The organism is Streptomyces sp. SID3212 (genome assembly GCF_009865405.1).
Lineage (GTDB): Bacteria > Actinomycetota > Actinomycetes > Streptomycetales > Streptomycetaceae > Streptomyces.
Window position 1 is genome coordinate 1 of sequence record NZ_WWJY01000039.1, and the last position, 15838, is coordinate 15838.

At 71.7% G+C, this 15838-nt stretch carries 7 protein-coding genes and 1 pseudogene; 1 reads left to right on the top strand and 7 read right to left on the bottom strand.

Annotated elements, in window-relative coordinates; genetic code table 11:
- From GT042_RS01670 to GT042_RS01680, 3 genes are all read right to left on the bottom strand, one after another.
- Positions 1-5356 (bottom strand): amino acid adenylation domain-containing protein (locus tag GT042_RS01670; RefSeq protein WP_161306906.1); only part of this gene is annotated, 5356 nt, incomplete at its 3' end.
- Positions 5357-5358: 2 nt separating this feature from the next.
- The gene (locus GT042_RS01675; protein WP_237530385.1) at positions 5359-6510 is read right to left on the bottom strand and encodes an aromatic ring-hydroxylating dioxygenase subunit alpha; all 1152 of its coding nucleotides are present in this window, start codon (positions 6508-6510) and stop codon (positions 5359-5361) included.
- Between the two features lie 265 nt (positions 6511-6775).
- Entirely contained in the window at positions 6776-8014 is a 1239-nt protein-coding gene (locus GT042_RS01680) for an NAD(P)/FAD-dependent oxidoreductase (RefSeq protein ID WP_161306907.1), read from the bottom strand.
- Positions 8015-8606: 592 nt separating this feature from the next.
- On the opposite strand from GT042_RS01680, the gene GT042_RS01685 reads away from it, so the two are divergent.
- On the top strand, positions 8607-9713 hold the full coding sequence (locus GT042_RS01685; protein ID WP_161306908.1) for a lytic polysaccharide monooxygenase: 1107 nt from the start codon (positions 8607-8609) through the stop codon (positions 9711-9713).
- Positions 9714-9811: 98 nt separating this feature from the next.
- Here the strand turns inward: GT042_RS01685 and GT042_RS01690 are convergent, their stop codons facing one another.
- The 4 genes and pseudogenes from GT042_RS01690 to dnaE all read right to left on the bottom strand — a co-directional run.
- Positions 9812-10357 carry a hypothetical protein gene (locus tag GT042_RS01690; protein WP_161306909.1) on the bottom strand — a complete coding sequence of 182 codons (546 nt, stop codon included), beginning with the start codon at positions 10355-10357 and terminating at the stop codon, positions 9812-9814.
- A 144-nt stretch (positions 10358-10501) separates the two neighbouring features.
- Positions 10502-11434 (bottom strand): alpha/beta fold hydrolase, encoded by a 933-nt coding sequence (locus GT042_RS01695; protein WP_161306910.1) that lies wholly within the window; start codon positions 11432-11434, stop codon positions 10502-10504.
- Between the two features lie 172 nt (positions 11435-11606).
- Complete coding sequence (locus GT042_RS01700) at positions 11607-12572, bottom strand: hypothetical protein (RefSeq protein ID WP_161306911.1); 966 nt, start codon at positions 12570-12572, stop codon at positions 11607-11609.
- Positions 12569-15838, bottom strand: a pseudogene (dnaE, locus tag GT042_RS01705) (DNA polymerase III subunit alpha); the annotation flags it as partial. The pseudogene dnaE and the gene GT042_RS01700, both read right to left, overlap by 4 nt.

Genomic DNA, 15838 nt, shown 5'->3' on the forward strand with positions numbered 1-15838 from the left:
GCCCCTCGGCCGCCAGTGCCTCGCCCGCGACAAAGCGCCGGGCGGTCAGGTCGAGGGCGGCGCGGCCCGCCTCGTCGCCGGACCGGGGCAGGGTCGCGCCGCGCGGCTCCCCGGACACCACACCGGTGTGGAGCGAGCGCGTGTGGTCGACGCCCGCCAGGAACAGGCTGAGCTTGTCGTCGAGTTGCTCGACACTGTCGACCACACAGGCCAGCCGGTGCGTGCCGGCCGACCGGTGCCCGGCCGCCACGCAGAGACCCGCGAGCGGCGGGCAGTACGGCGAACGCAGCAGCGTGACCAGGCGTTCCGCCAGGGTGCGCAGCCCGTCACTCGAACTCGCCGACAAGGTGAGCAGGTGGGGCCCTGACCCCTCGGGGGCCGTCGGCCGCTCGGGCGGCGCCGCCAGGACGACATGCGCGTTGGCGCCGCCGAAACCGAAGCTGCTGACACCGGCGACGCGCGGACCCGACCACGGGACGAGCCGGTCGGGGACGAACAGCGGCGAGTTCTCGAACCGGAACGCCCGGTTGGGCGACGCCAGATGGACGGACGGCGGGACCGCCCCGGCCTGGAGCGCCAGGATCGTCTTGATCAGCCCGGCGATTCCCGCGGCCGGCTCCAGATGCCCGATGTTGGTCTTCACCGAGCCGACGGCCACCGAACCTACCGCGGCACCGCCCAACGCGGCCTGCAACGCCTCCAGTTCGATGAGGTCGCCGAGCTGGGTGCCCGTACCGTGCGCCTCGACGTATCCCAGTCCGCCGTCGGCCACCCCGGACACCGCGAGGGCCTTGCGGATCACCGCTTCCTGCGCGGTCCTGCTGGGCGCCGTGAGGAATCCGGCGCTCGCCCCCGTGTGGTTGACCGCCGTACCGCGCACCACGGCCAGCACGGGATCGCCGTCGCGTTCGGCGTCGGCGAGCCGCTTGAGGACCACGACTCCGCAGCCCTCGCCGCGTACGTAACCGTCGGCCCCGTCGTCGAACGCGCGGCACACCCCCTGCGGCGAGAGCATCCCGTTCCGGCGGAAGGCGCGGCTCTTGTCGGGTGTCAGGACCAGGTTCGCGGCGCCGACGACGGCGGCGTCGATGTCACCCACCCGCAGATGGGTCACGGCCTGGTGCAGCGCGACCAGGGACGACGAGCAGGCGGTGTCGACGGCGAAGCTCGGACCCGTCCAGTCGAAGACGTGCGACAGCCGGTTGGCGATCATGGAGACGGCCGTGCCCGTCGCCGCGTGCGGGTCGTTGTGGCCGACGCTGCCCGCGATCAGGTCGGGGAAGTCGCTGGCGATCGTGCCGATGAACACGCCGGTGCTCGCGCCGAGGGTGGTGTGGTCGTGGCCGGCGCCCTCCAGCGCCTCGTCGGTGACGCTGAGCAGGATCCGCTGGAGCGGATCGAGCCGCCGCGCCTCCCGGTCGGTGATGCCGAACCGCGCGGCGTCGAAGTGCTCGACGCCGTCGATCCATCCCATCCGTACCTCGTCGGTGTCGGACCAGAGATGGCCCCAGCCCCGGTGTCCGGCGGGCGGCCCGCCGACCCCGGCCACCCCGGCGGCGAGGTTGGCCCAGAACTCGTCGGGCGTGGCGGCGCCGGGGAACCGGCAGGCCATGCCGATGACGGCGATGGTGTGGCCTTCGTCGGCGGGCAGGGCGGGTGCGGGCAGGGCCGCGGGCGCGGGCTCGGGAGACTGCTCGGGAACGGACTCCCGTACGGGGACGGATACGGGCTGTTGTACGGCCCCGGCCGCCTCGGGCTCCGTCACCACGCCCTCGGCACGCAGGAGTTGGGCGAGGCGGGCAGGCGTACCGGTGGCGAAGAGCGAGGTGGGGCTCACCTCTGAACCGAGTTCACGGCTGAGCGCCACGGCGGCGAGAGACGCGTTCGCGGAGTCGCCGCCGAGGTCGAAGAAGTTGTCGTCGGGACCGAGCGCCCGCTGTCCGACGACCGACGCGAGGACCCGGCCGACGGTGGCCGCCAGGGAGCCCGGCGCCCTACGATCCGGCGCGTTCTGCCCGGGCACGGCGGGTGGCGCGGGTACGGAAACCGGCGCGGGCGCGAGCACGGAAACCGGCTCCGGTACGGCCCCGGAAACCGCCCCGTCCGCTGCCTCCGGCACCACGGGCTCCTCCGTCACCCCCGTCACCGCCGTCGCGGTCGCCTCGCCCGTGCGGAGGATGTTGACGCGCGTAGGCAGCGGCAGGCGCGCCCGGGCGATCTTGCCGTTGTCGGTCAACGGCAGGGCGTCGAGCGGCACATACGCGTCGGGCACCATGTAGTCCGGCAGCCCGGCGCCGACCTCGGCGTCCAGGGCGGACTTCGTCAGCGCGCGGTCCGCCACCAGATAGGCGGTCAGGCGCGGTTCGCCGTTCCCCTCGAACGGCGCGGCGACCACCACGGCCGCCGTGATCCCCTCGAACCGCTCCAGGACCCGCTCGATCTCGGCGGGCTCGATGCGGTTGCCCCGTACCTTCACCTGCGCGTCGGCGCGCCCCAGCCACTCGATCGTGCCGTCCTCGTGCCGGCGTGCCTCGTCACCCGTCCGGTAGAGGCGGGTCCCGGTGCCGGGATGGACCGTGAAGACCTCCGCCGTGAGGTCGGGACGGCCCGCGTACCCCCGGGCCAGCCCGGCGCCGGAGAGGTACAGGTCGCCCGGAGTGCCGGCCGGGCAGGGCAGCAACTCCGCGTCCAGGATGTGCAGTTCCGTGCCGGGCAGCGGTTCGCCGAGCGGCAGGTACGTCCCCACCGAGTCGACCCGGTGGCACGACGCCCAGATCGTCGCCTCGGTGGGACCGTACAGATTCCACACCTGTCGTGCGGTCGCGTGCAGTTGTCCGGCGACCGCCGGGGGCAGTGCCTCGCCGCCCGACAGGACGGCCAGCCGCTCGTGCGGGGTCCAGCCGGTGGCCAGGAGCAGGCGCCACATGCTCGGGGTGGCCTGCGCGACCGTGACCTCGCCGAGCAGTCCGGCGAGCCGTCGCGGATCGCGGGCGGCCTCGCGCGACGCGAGCACGACGGTCCCACCGACGGTGAGAGGCAGGAGGAGTTCGAGCAGCGAGATGTCGAAGGCGGTGGTGGTGTGCGCGAGGACGACGTCCTCGGCGGACGAACCGAGCCGGCCGGCGATCCCGGTGAGGAAGTGGGCGAGGGCCGCGTGTTCCACCTCGACACCCTTCGGCTCACCCGTGGAACCGCTGGTGAACAGGGTGTACGCGAGGTCGGCCGGTGCGACGTCGGGGGCGACGGCCAGGACGGAACCGTCCGCCTCCGGCACCCGCAGCGTGAGCCCGAGCGAGCTGCCGAGGGCGTCGGTGTGCGCGTCGGTGAGGATCAGTTCGCAGCGGGAGACCTCCACGTAGCGGCTCAGCCGCTGTACCGGGTAGTCGGGGTCCAGCGGCAGGAAAGCGGCCCCGGAGCGCAGGATGCCGAGCATCGCCGGGACGAGTTCGGGACCGCGCCTGACCAGCACACCGACGACGGAGCCGGGTCCGACGCCCTGTTCGTACAGCCGGGCGGCGACGGCGTCGGCCCAGGTGTCCAGACCCGCGTAGTCGAGGTGCTGGTCGCCGCTGCGGACCGCGAGGGCGCCGGGCCGTTCGGCGACGACGCCCGCGAACAGGTCCAGCACGGTGACACCGCCCTGGGCGTCGGCCGTGTCGGAGACACCGTCACCGACACCCTCCGCAACATCGACACCGCCAGCAACACCGACACCCGCGTCGACACCGGCATCGGACGGGGCCCTGGTCACACCGGCCGAGGCCCCCTCCCCGTACAACAGCGCCCCCAGCGCCGCGTCCTCCACCCGCTCGGTGAACTCCAGCGCCTCGGCCTCGTCCATCGCGGTCTCCCGGACGAAGAGCACGGGCGGCCCGTCCTCCAGGCAGAGGAGGGCGATCTCGGTGTCCGGCTCGACCGACGCCTCCTCGTCCTCCCGCCGCTCCAGGACCATGACGCGCGTGAAGGTGCGGGACCCGGGCGGGCGCCGGGCCAGCCCGAGCCGTACCTCCAGGTCCACGGCGTAGCCGTGCTTCTCCGCGACCTCGGCCAGCCGGTCGGCCAGCGAACCGGTGTGGTCCGTACGGGCGTCGAAGCGCACCGGGACGCGCGCGGCGGCGAGCCCGTGCGTCTCGTCGGCCAGGGCCCGCGCGGCGGAGGGCGACCACGCGAAGTCGAAGGCCGGCTCGCCCATGCGGTCGGCGAGCACCGCGAGGAAGGCCCGGACGAGCGCCGTCCGCTCCGTGGCCGATCCGGGGGTGTACGCCAGGCCGAAGCGGCCGTAGTGCGCGGACGTCGCGGAGAAGTCCGTGGTCTCCAGCGGGGCGGGCCGCACATCGCCGAGGCGTTCGCGCCACCACGGTTCGTCGGCCCGCAGGGGCCGCTGCGCGGCGGCGATGGCCGCGAGCCTGTCCTCCGGTACGGCGGGCAGCCGGCCGCCGGGGGTGATGCCGAGCCGCTGCGCCGCCCCCTGGCCGCTCAGCGCGCTCCCGTCGACCGAGGTGAAGTCGCTGAGCAGGAGGTCACCGTCGGGGGCCGCGAGCCGCAGGGCGGACTCGGTCACCGACACGACCGTCATGGCACCGGCCGCGTTGGCCGCGTTGTCCCCGGGGATGTCCCGGGGGACGACCCTGACCTGCTGGGTGAGGACGGCGCCGAGGGCGGTGACGAGCGCGGGCATGCCGAGGGGGTTGGGGAAGGAGCCGTAGTCCAGGGCCTTGGCGATACGTTCCGCCTCGGCCGCCGAGGTACCGGCGTGGATCAGCCCGCCGGAGGCCATCCGGGCGGCGCGCCGGTAGAACCGCCGCTCCCGGTCCCCCGTGTCGACGGGGTCGGGGAGGGTCCGCGCGACGACGTGCGGCACGAGGTCGCCGAAGAGTTCCGCGCCCGCCTCGGCCGTCTCGTACGTCAGCGACAGTGCGGTGGAGTGGGCGCGTACGGGGAACCACCGCTCCAGCAGGACGCCGCCGGCGTCGACCGCCCGCGTCATCAGGTGCCAGGTCGCGGCGTGCCGGGTCGCGCCCTCGAACAGCGCCCAGGCCGCGACGTGGCTGCCGGAGTAGCGGGGCAGCGGCCCGTCGTGGAAGTTGACGGCGGCGACGGACGGCAGGTCCAGCACGTCCTGGGGCAGGATGCGGAAGTTGACGATGCTGAAGAGGTAGTCGAAGGGCCGGGCGGAGAGGGTGGTCACCAGGTCGGCGCCGGGGTCGAGCACCTCGACGCCGTGTTCGGCGGCCCAGGTCACCACGGCCGGGTCGTCGCTGAGGATGCCCTCGATCCGGACGCCCGCGTCCAGGAGTTGTCCGGCGCACCGGACGAGGACCCGGGTCCCGCCGATGAGGTAGCAGTTCGCAGACATGCTCAGCCCTCGTCCTCTTCGGTCTCACGGGCGACCCACGCGTCGATCTGCGAGACGACCTCCTCGTCGAGGGAGAGCTGACCGGGCGCCCACCTCGGGTTGGACAGACCACGCTGGGTGCGTTCGCACAGCTCCCAGTCCTCGTAGTTGGCCTTGTCCCAGAGCGCGAACACCGCTTCGTGGGAGAAGTGGTCCTTGGCGGTCTCGGAGGGATGGAACAGCCAGAAGTGCCGTACGAAGCAGGTGCCGGGGCTCTCCGGCCAGACCCACTGCATCATCACGTAGTCGGCGGTGAAACCGAACAGCAGGTTGGGCAGGATGGTGATCCAGTTGATCTTCTGCCGGTCGCCCTCGGGGACGAGCGGCATGGGCGAACGACCGCTACGGCCCGTCATGGAGACGGAGTTGTAGCCGCCCCGGATCGACTGCCACGCGCCGACGATGTCGCCCTTGAGGTCGTACGTACCGGCTTCGTCGAAGTCGGTGATGCGGTGCAGGTCCTTGTGCGCGGTGGGGAAGTGCAGGCTCTCGTTGACGTTGTGCGCGACGAGCTTCCAGTTCGAGGCGACCGGGTAGTCCTTCGCCTGGACACACTCCAGCTCCGCCAGCTCGTAGACCCGCGCGAACTCCCCGAACTGCCCCAGGGAGGCGTCGAGATCGGGCGCGTCGTCGGAGAAGGCGATGAACACCACACCGAACCTGACCTCGGTCCTCACCGGCACCAGCCCGTTCTTCTCCTTCTCGAAGAAGTGGTCGAAGTACGTGCCGTTGAGGCTCTTGAGCTTGCCGTTCCTGTCGTACACCCAGCAGTGGTAGAGACACACCACGCTCTGGCGCTTGCCCGTGGCCTCCTCCACCAGCTTGTAGCCCCGGTGGCGGCAGTAGTTGTGGTACGCCTGGATGCCGTTGTCACCGTGCATCAGCAGCACGGATCCGGTGCCGATGTTGAGGGTGCTGTACGAGCCCTTCTCCTTGAGCCGGGACACGTGGTCCACCGGCAGCCAGCGGCGGCCGTAGATGCGCGCCATCTCCCGCCGGTGCTGGTGCGCACCGGTGTAGAAGTCGTGCGACCGGCCGACCCCGCCCGTTTCGAAATAGGGCCTTTCCTCATCCTGCTCGTCAATGAGATCGAACATGCTGGACGCGCGCGTCATCCCCAGGACTCCCCATGGTGAAAGGCGTGAAAGGGCGGTGAACGGACTACGAGAAGCGGGTGTTCGGTAAAGGAATCGGAACACGGTAAAACTGCTCGAAGGCTTCGGACAAGCTTCGGGACAAACGGGATACGCCTTCTGGCCGACCACACGTCGGCCGTGCGACTGCCACAGGGTGAGAGGTGACAATCGCACGGCAAAGGCGTGCGAGCGTGAATGAGTGGAGTATCCGCCGGACCGGGAGATCCGGTCGCCGAGAACCCGTCTACGAGAAGTCGTAGAGGCGTTTCTCCTCGGGGACACCCGCGTCGTCGTAGAGGCGCTTCAAGTTGTCGGGCGCGTATATCTCGTGGTCCTCGACGCCGCCGGCGATCAGGCCGAGCATCTTGTCCGTCCACTCCTGGCTGGTGCTGACCGAGGTGAGGACCAGGTCGAGGAACGGCGGCAGCGGGGTCAGCTCGGCGAGGGTGGTGGTGTAGTCGTACACCCCGGCGCTCTCCTCGTCGCGTGTCGCCTGGTACGCGGCGAGCGCCTCCTCCATGGGCCGCTCCCCGGCCAGGCCCTCGTGCAGCCGGGCCGCGAGCAGCTCCCCGTGCAGGAAGGCGTCCGTGATGCCCCAGCCGGTGAGCGGGTCCTTGTGGTAGCCGGCGTCGCCGACCAGGGCCCAGCCGGGGCCGTGGGCGCGCCGGTAGTAGTTGTCGGGGTAGCGCATGGGCTTGAAGGGCTCCTCGCGTACGCCCCGGTCGCGCAGCTCCGCGCCCAGCTCGGGAACGATGTCGTCGAAGACGGCCTGGAAGCGGCGGTCGACGTCCTGGCGGAACTCCTTGAGCTGGTCACGGGCGCAGATGGTGGCGAGCATCGTGACGTCGCCGTTGGTCGGCCAGGTGCCGATCCAGTTCTCGTTGAAGCCGGTCTTGTGGTTCAGGCCCCAGTCGAGACCGCTGAAATACGAGTAGTAGATGAAGCCGGACGCGGGGCGGACGTTGTACAGCTCGGCGCCCACCGCTTTGGCGATCGTGGAGTGGAATCCGTCGGCGCCCACCACGACCGTCGACCGGAACTCCCGCTCGGGGCCGTCGCCCGTACGTCCCCGGACACCGGTCACCCGGCCGTCGGAGGACACCACTCCGGAGACGGTGAAGCCCTCGACGACCTCCACCCCGGCCCGGCGGGCCGCGTTGACGAGAATCTCGTCCAGGACGACGCGGCGCGGGCAGTACACCGCGTCGATTCCGTCGATGGGTTCGGCGAAGCCGTTCAATTCGATGCCGCGGTACGAGAAATTCATCTTGCGGATCGCCGGGGTCTTCGCGTCGATGACCTCGTCCAGCAACCCCCAGTCCTTCAGACGGGAAAGGCCCGCCTGGTGAATGTAGTGGGTCGAGACCGCGTCGCTGGGAAACGACGAACGGTCCACCATCAGAACGCGGTGACCTTGACGGGCCAAAAGCATGGCGACGGGCGATCCTGCACAGCGTGCGCCCACGACAATAACGTCGTACATGGTTCTCCCTGTTGGCTTCCGACCGATGTGTCGACGATGTGCGAGAGGTTAGAGAACCGCCGCACCAAGAGTCAAGAGCAGGTAAGCGGAAGGCAAAGTTCCCACCGGGAAACGGCTGCGACCAGGGGGGTTTAAACGACCGCGTACACCCCTCGCTGTGACTCGTGAGAAAGGTGAGAAGGGTGGGGTCGCAATCCCACGCCGTCACCGGGAGGAATCTTTTCTCTGGCACGGGAACAGGGGGACGGACGGATCCGCGGAACGGGAAGGAGCCACCGGCGCCGCACCACACCGCCCCACCACCGCCCCACCATCACCCCGCCCCCGCGCCGACCCCGACGCCCCGGGGTCGGAGCGGTGGTTTCCTCAGGCGCTTCTTAGGTCTTCCTTAAAGGAGGCATAAGGATCGGCTCCGCCCCCTGGTGGAGCCGGATTCGGGGGTCGGGAGCGGCTAGTTTGCTGAGCGCCGGAGCGGGGTCGGGACCGGAGGGCATGGCATCGGGAGGTTGCCCTGTCACCTGGTGCCTCCCGCTCCGGACTGTTCGCCTGTACAGCTCCCGCAGCTGGTGCCGCTCAGAAGGAGAACCACTTCATGACCGCTCGTCGTACCGCCACCGGGATCGTCGCCTTCGGCGCCGCTCCCCTCGCGCTGGCCGCTCTCGCCGCCGGCCCGGCCGCCGCGCACGGTTCGATGACGGACCCGGTCAGCCGGGTGGCCGCGTGCTTCGCCGAGGGTCCCGAGAATCCCAAGTCGGAGGCGTGCAAGGCGGCGGTGGCGGTCGGGGGCACCCAGGCGCTGTACGACTGGAACGGGGTCAACATCGCCAACGCCGACGGGAAGTCGCGGCAGTTGATCCCGGACGGCAAGCTGTGCAGCGCGGGCAACGACAAGTTCAAGGGGCTCGACCTGGCGCGCGCCGACTGGCCGTCGTCCCCGATGACGGCGGGCAACCGCACCTTCCGCTACAAGGGCACGGCGCCGCACCGGGGTTCCTTCGAGCTGTACGTCACGAAGGACGGCTACGATCCGGCGAAGCCGCTCACGTGGTCGGACCTTGAGGCGAAGCCGTTCCTCAAGGTCACCGACCCGAAGCTGGTCAACGGTGACTACGTGTTCACGGGGATCGTCCCGAAGAAGACGGGCCGTCACCTGATCTACTCGATCTGGCAGCGCTCGGACAGCCCCGAAGCCTTCTACACCTGCTCCGACGTGGTCTTCGGCAAAGACAACGGCACGGTCGACGGCGCCGTACCGGCCCCGTCCGCGCCCACCGAGCAGGAAGTCGCCGAGGGTACGGAGAAGTCGACCATCGAGCACAACGGGCACGGTGACAACGACGCGTCCACCGGTCCCGGCAGCGGAAGCGACTCAGGTACGACCGGGGCCACGGCCGCCGCCGAGACACCGGCGGGCGGGGCGGAGGACGACGACGACGCCAACTACCCGGAGGCCAAGAACGCCGCCGCCCCGGCCGAACAGGCCCCCGCCGCAGCCGACTCCGCCGCCGCCGACACCACCGCTGACACCGCCGCCGACGCGCAGCCCACCGGCTCCGAGGAGAATCTCGCCGAGACGGGCGCCGACGGCACCACCCCGTACTTCGCGATCGGTGGCACGGCGGCGCTGGCCATCGGCGCCGCGGTGATGTTCGGCACGGTCCGCCGCAGGGCCGTACCCTCCGGACGCCACGGCCGCTGACCCCGCGCGGACGCGGCTGGGCCCCGGTGTGACGAGCGCTCGTCACACCGGGGCCCACCGCTGTCCGGACCGTCGGCCGAGGGCTGACGGAAGTCCGGCTAGCCCTGGTGGAAGATGGTCGCGCCCCAACGCGCCTTCCACCGGCCGTCGCCGAACTTCAGATCCGCCGTACACGCGCCGGTGTCGCCGTCACACGTCAGACCGGTCACCGGGACCGGAGCGGCGAGCGCCGCCGCGCTCCGCTCCATCGAGCCCGGCGCCTGGTGGAACACCGACACGTCCCAACGCGCCTTCCAGCGGCCGTCACCGAACTTCAGATCCGCCGTGCACTTGTACGTGTCCCCGTCACACGTCAGCCCCGTCACAGGGACCGGAGCCGCGACCGCCGCCGCACTCCGCTCCGCCGACCCGGCCTGGTGGAACACCGACACGTCCCAACGCGCCTTCCACCGACCGTCACCGAACTTCAGATCCGCCGTGCACTTGTACGTGTCCCCGTCACACGCCAGGCCCGTCACCGGAACCGGGGCGGCCGCCACGGGTGCGGCAGCCGTCGCAGTCGTCGGCGTGGCGGTCGCGGTGCTGGTCAGGCCGATGCCGAGAGCGGCGACCGTGGCGAGGGAGCCGGCCAGAATGCGCAGCATGGGGGTGTCCTTCCGTCGGAGCGCGGACACGGGGTGTGTCCGCCGAGGGGAAGAATGCTGCTCCTGGCCGCTCACCAACCGTAATCAACCGACCCTTCATCACAACGAGTTACGAAACCCGCCGCGGGCCCGGCGTGGCGCGGGTCAGCCGACCACCGACGCGCAGGTGGTCGGGGTGGCCCTCGCCGGGTCCAGCGCGTTGGCCACCTCGTGGAAGGCCACCCGGTCGAGGAGCCCGATCGCCACATGGTCGGAGAGGTCGACCGGGCAGAGGTCCTGGAGCAGTACGTTGCGCACCCCGGGGCCGGTCAGGAACTGGGAGCGGTACGGCGTGACCACCTGGTCGTACCGCGTGGCGATGACGGTGTAGCGCACCCCGGGGACGGTGTCACCGCCCTCGTTGAGCCGCGTCAGGAAGGGGGACCCGGCCACCTGGTCGGCGAGCCCCGGTGTCGCCTCGGTCAACAGGTCCCGCGCGCCGGGGAAGTACGGCAGGAGGCGGGTGAGCCCGAGCAGTGTGGTGCCGTGGTTGTCGGGGGCGATCCCGACCAGGGCGTTGACCTTCGCCGCCCCGCCCAGGAACTTGAGGTAGTGGCGCGGCATCATCCCGCCCTGCGAGTGCCCGACGAGGTCCGCCTCGGCCGCGCCGGTCGCGGCGAGCACCGTGTCGACGTACGTGGCGAGCTGCGCGGCGGAGGCGTCGATGGGGCCGAGGCCGTAGAACAGCGGCACGCCGGGGAGTTGGCCGTAGTCGAGCGAGAAGACGCAGTACCCCCGGTTGACCAGGTAGGGCGCGAGCCCGAGCCAGTTGTCGACGGCGTTCCCGAAGGTGCCGTGGACGAGGACGACCGGACGGGGGTGCGCCGCCGAGGGCTTGCAGGAGTAGTTGTTCCACCCACTGCTCACAGCGGAGGCGGAAGCCGAGGCAGAAGCGGCGGAGGCCGAGGCGCGTGTGGGGGTGTCGATCGTGGTCGCGGCGGCCGGGGTCACGGCGATCGTCAGTGCGGTCAGCAGCGCGGCCAGCGACACCGGCACACGCTTCCACGACCGTCTGTTCGGATCGTTCCAGGGCAGCATCGGGCGATCTCCTTGCGGCTCAAGGGAAATGGCGATGACTCTCAGCCCATATGGCCCGGACCACAAGGTTGGCTGTTCTCCTGCAAGTTACGCACGAGTAGAAAGCGGAAGGGAAGTTACGCGTCAGTAAAATGTGACGTGCTTCACGTCCTTCACGTATTTCACGTTAGCCTCACGCGGCCAGCGATCCCGGCAGCAACACTCCGGCCCCGAACTTCGCCCGGACCAGGTCGGCCACCGCCTCGATCCGCCGCGCCCGCTCGTCGCCCGGGTCGAACGTCAGCTGCCGGGCGGCCCGGTCGGCCGGGACCAGCCCCTCGGCCCGTACGGAAAGAGCCCGCACCCGCGCCCGTTGCAGTCCGAGCGACCCATGGATCCGGTACACGGCTCCGGCGAGCGCCGCGGAGTGCGCGGTCGGCTCACGCAGCGCGCGGGTACGGACGGTCGTGGACCGGTCCGCGTACCGCACGGTGAGGGTGAGGGCCCCGCACACCTGGCCCGCCCCCCGCATCCCGGCCCCCAGCTCCTCCGTGATCGAGAGCAGCGCGCGCCGCTGCCGCTCCTGGTGCAACTCGTCCAGCGGGAAGGTCCGTTCGGCCGCGATCGAGCGCGCGGCGGCGTTCGGGACGACCGCCGTACGGTCGACGCCGTGCGCCTTCTCGTACACCTCGCGCCCCAGGCGTACCCCGATGAGCCGCTGGAGCGTCGGGAGCGGTACGGCGGCGGTCGCGCCGATGGTGTCGAGACCGTACGACCGCAGCGTGCGGGCCGTCGCCGTACCGACCCCGGGCAGCGCGGCGACGGGCCCCGGCGCCAGGAACCGCTCGACCGCGCGCCCGTCGTCGGGCACCACGTACGTCGTCCCCGGCGCGGCCCGGTCCGCGGCCATCCGGGCCAGCATCGGGGTGGCGGCCACCCCGATCACACAGCCGGTCCCGAGGTGCGCGAGCGCCCGCACCCGCAGGACGGCGGCGATCCCGGCCGCGTCGAGGCCGAAGTACCGTTCGGCGCCGCGCACATCGACGAGCGCGGAGCCGGGCGGCAGCACCTGGACGACCGGGCTGATGTCCTCGATCAGCCCGAGCAGCGCGGGCAGGGCCGGCTCGGCGTCACGGGGCAGGCGGACACAGAGGATCATCCGGCGCTCCCCGGGCTGGAGTGCCACAACTTCCGCCCGGTGGGCAGGCCTTCGCCGGGCGGCCGGAGGTCGGACCACGGGTTCATCTCGTACCCGGTGGACATCTTGATCCGCCGGCCGTTGTCCCCGGACGGGGCGGGGCGGCCGGAGAGTCCGGCGGTCCGAGCGCCGGGGCCGGGCCGGCCGGGGAAGGCGGCGCCGGCACCGCCTCCAGCGCCGCCGCGACCGCCTCCAGGCCGCCCTCCTTCCGCAGCTCCACCAGCTCCGCCAGGTTCCACGCCGCCGCCCCGACCACGCTCAGGCTCTGCGAACCGCGCCGCTGCACCACGCCCCGTACCAGCAGCAGCCAGGAGTGGAACACCGTGTGCGCGCACGCCTCGTGGCTGTCGTCGAAGAAGGCCAGGTCGACCAGGCCCGTGCCGTCGTCCAGCGTCGTGAAGATGACCCGCTTCCCGGAGCGGATCGGCGGGGTCTGGGTCGCCACCTTGGCCCCCGCCACCAGGACGGTCCTGCCGTGGGGCACGTCCCGCAGCCGTTTGGCCGAGATCGCGCCCAGCTCCTTGAGGAACCCGTAGTGGTCCCCCATCAGATGGCGGGAGGCGTCCATGCCGAGCACACCCAACTCGGCGCTGAGACGCTCCGCGTCACCCAGGTCGGGCAGTCCGACGGGAGCGGTCCGCTGCCCTCCGCCCAGCGGGAGTTGGTCACCGCGGGAGCCCACCCTCCGCTGTGCGCCGTGCAGTTCGGACAGGTGCAGCAGCAGGTCCCGGCGGTTGGCGCCGAAGGCGTCCAACGCGCCCACCTGCGCGAGCCGTTCGGCCACCGGACGGCCCGGCCTGGCCCGCTGCCAGAAGTCCAGCAGCGAGGAGTACGGCTGCCCCGCCTCGATCCGTGCCGTCTCCGCCTCGCTGATGCCGTGGACGTCGGAGAGCGCCAGCCGCAGCCCCCAGGTCCCCGGCCGCACCCCTTCACCGGACACCAGTTCGATTCGATGGGTGACGGCCGACCGGTTCACGTCCAGCGGCAGCACCGGCACCCCCCGCCGCCGCGCGTCCGCCAGCAGCAGCCTCTTCGGGTACATCCCCGGGTCATGGGTGAGCAGCCCTGCGTAGAAGGCGGCCGGGTGGTGCGCCTTGAGCCAGGCCGACTGATAGGTCGGTACGGCGAACGCGACCGCGTGCGCCTTGCAGAAGCCGTACGAGCCGAACGCCTCGATGATCTCCCAGGTACGCGCGATCACGTCGGGCGCGTACCCCCGCTCCCGCGTCAGCCGCTCGAACCAGACCTTGATCCGGCCCTGCGACCCGGGGTCGGACAGTCCTCTCCGCACCTTGTCCGCCTCCTCCTTGCCGCAGCCCGTCATGATGTCCACCATCCGGATGATCTGTTCGTGGAAGACGACCACCCCGTACGTCTCGCTCAACGCCTCCTCCAGGTCGGCGTGCGGGTAGCGGACGGGCGCCCGGCCGTGCCGGGCCTCGATGAACGGGCGCACCATGTCGGCCGCCACCGGCCCCGGCCGGAAGAGCGAGATGTCGACCACCAGGTCGTGGAAGGTCGCGGGCTGGAGCCGGCCGACCAGGTCGCGCTGGCCCGGCGACTCGATCTGGAAGCAGCCCAGGGTCTCGGCGGAGCGGATCAGCCGGTACGTCTCCGGGTCGCCCTCCGGCACCTGTGCCGGATCGTCCAGATCCAGCTCCTCGCCCGTGGCGCGCGCGATCTCCGTGACCGCGTGGGCCATCGCCGACTGCATCCGTACCCCCAGGACGTCGAGTTTGAGCAGTCCCAGCCGTTCGACGTCCTCCTTGTCGAACTGGGCCATGGGGAAGTGCTCGCCGCTGGTCGGCACCACCGGGGTACGGCGCAGCAGCGAGGCGTCCGAGAGCAGCACCCCGCACGGGTGCATGGCGATCCCGCGCGGCAGCGCGTCCAGCGCCTCCACCAGGTCCCACAGCCGGGCGTACTTCGCGCCGCCCCGCTCCGACTCCCCTGCCAGCGCGCGCAGTTCGGGCAGTTCCTCCATCGCGGCACGGGCGTCCCTGGCGCGGATGTGCGGGAAGGACTTGGCGATCCGGTCGATGTCGGCGGGGTCCATGGAGAGGGCCGCGCCCACGTCCCGTACGGCATGACGCACCCGGTACGTCTCCGGCATGGCGACGGCCGCGACCCGCTCGGGGCCGAACCGGTCGAGGATCGCGCGGTAGACCTCCAGGCGCCGCGCGGACTCGACGTCGATGTCGATGTCGGGGAGTTCCAGCTCGCGCCAGCCGGTGGGCTGCCTGGGCGGCTGTCTGCGGGTGGAGAGGAAACGTTCCATCAGCAGGCCGTGCGCGACCGGGTCCGCGTGGGCGATGCCCAGCAGGTGGTTGACCAGGGACCCCGCGCCGGAGCCCCGCGCGGCGACCCTGACCCCCATCCCCTTCACGTCGTCCACAACCTGAGCCACCGTCAGGAAGTAGGAGGCAAAGCCGAGTTGGTCGATCGTACGCAGCTCGGCGTCCATCCGGTCCCAGTACTCCCGGTGGTCGCCGCGCCGGTCGTAGCCGCGCAGCACCATCCCGGCGGCGGCGCGTGAGCGCAGCACCCGCGCGGCGCTGCGGCGGTCCGCGCCGACCAGCCGGGGCTCGGGGAAGTGGACGGTGCCGATGCCCAGGTCGTCCTCGGGGTCGACCGCACAGCTCGCGGCGGTCTCCTCGGTCAGGGCGAGCAGCCGGTGGGCGATGTCCCGCCGGAATCCGGCGGCCTCGGCGACCAGCTCGGCGGTACGGACCATCGCGTCCGGGTCCTTGAGCCAGCGCTCCCCGCTGTCGAGGCCGCCGCGCGGGTCGATGGGCATGAGCCTGCGGGCCGAGTCGAGCACGTCGGCGACCGGCCCCTGCCCGGGGTCGGCATAGCGCACGGCGTTGCTGAGCACGGCCCGTACCCCCTGCTCGGTGGCGAACCCGAGCGTGCGGGCGGCGTGCCGCAGCGATCCGGGTCCGGTGCCCGTACGGCCGTGGTGCACGATCTCCAGGCGCAGCGCGTCCCCGTAGATCTCGCGCCAGGGCGCGAGGAACCGCGCGGCCCGGTCGGGGCGTCCCGCGGCGAGAGCCCTGCCTGTCTCGGAGCCGGGTCCGAGGAGCACGGTCAGCCCGTCGCCGTGGTTGTCCTGCCAGGGCAGCAGCGGGCTGCCGTCCCCGGCGGCGTGCGCGGTGGAGACGAGCCGGCACAGGTCGGCCCAGCCGGTCGCGCCGTCCCGGGCGAGGAACACCGCGCGGGGCGCGGAC

Coding starts and splice junctions, on each gene's coding strand:
- GT042_RS01675 (WP_237530385.1), bottom strand. CDS start 6,510: ATGACGCGCGCGTCCAGCATGTTCGATCTCATTGACGAGCAGGATGAG.
- GT042_RS01680 (WP_161306907.1), bottom strand. CDS start 8,014: ATGTACGACGTTATTGTCGTGGGCGCACGCTGTGCAGGATCGCCCGTC.
- GT042_RS01685 (WP_161306908.1), top strand. CDS start 8,607: ATGACCGCTCGTCGTACCGCCACCGGGATCGTCGCCTTCGGCGCCGCT.
- GT042_RS01690 (WP_161306909.1), bottom strand. CDS start 10,357: ATGCTGCGCATTCTGGCCGGCTCCCTCGCCACGGTCGCCGCTCTCGGC.
- GT042_RS01695 (WP_161306910.1), bottom strand. CDS start 11,434: ATGCTGCCCTGGAACGATCCGAACAGACGGTCGTGGAAGCGTGTGCCG.
- GT042_RS01700 (WP_161306911.1), bottom strand. CDS start 12,572: ATGATCCTCTGTGTCCGCCTGCCCCGTGACGCCGAGCCGGCCCTGCCC.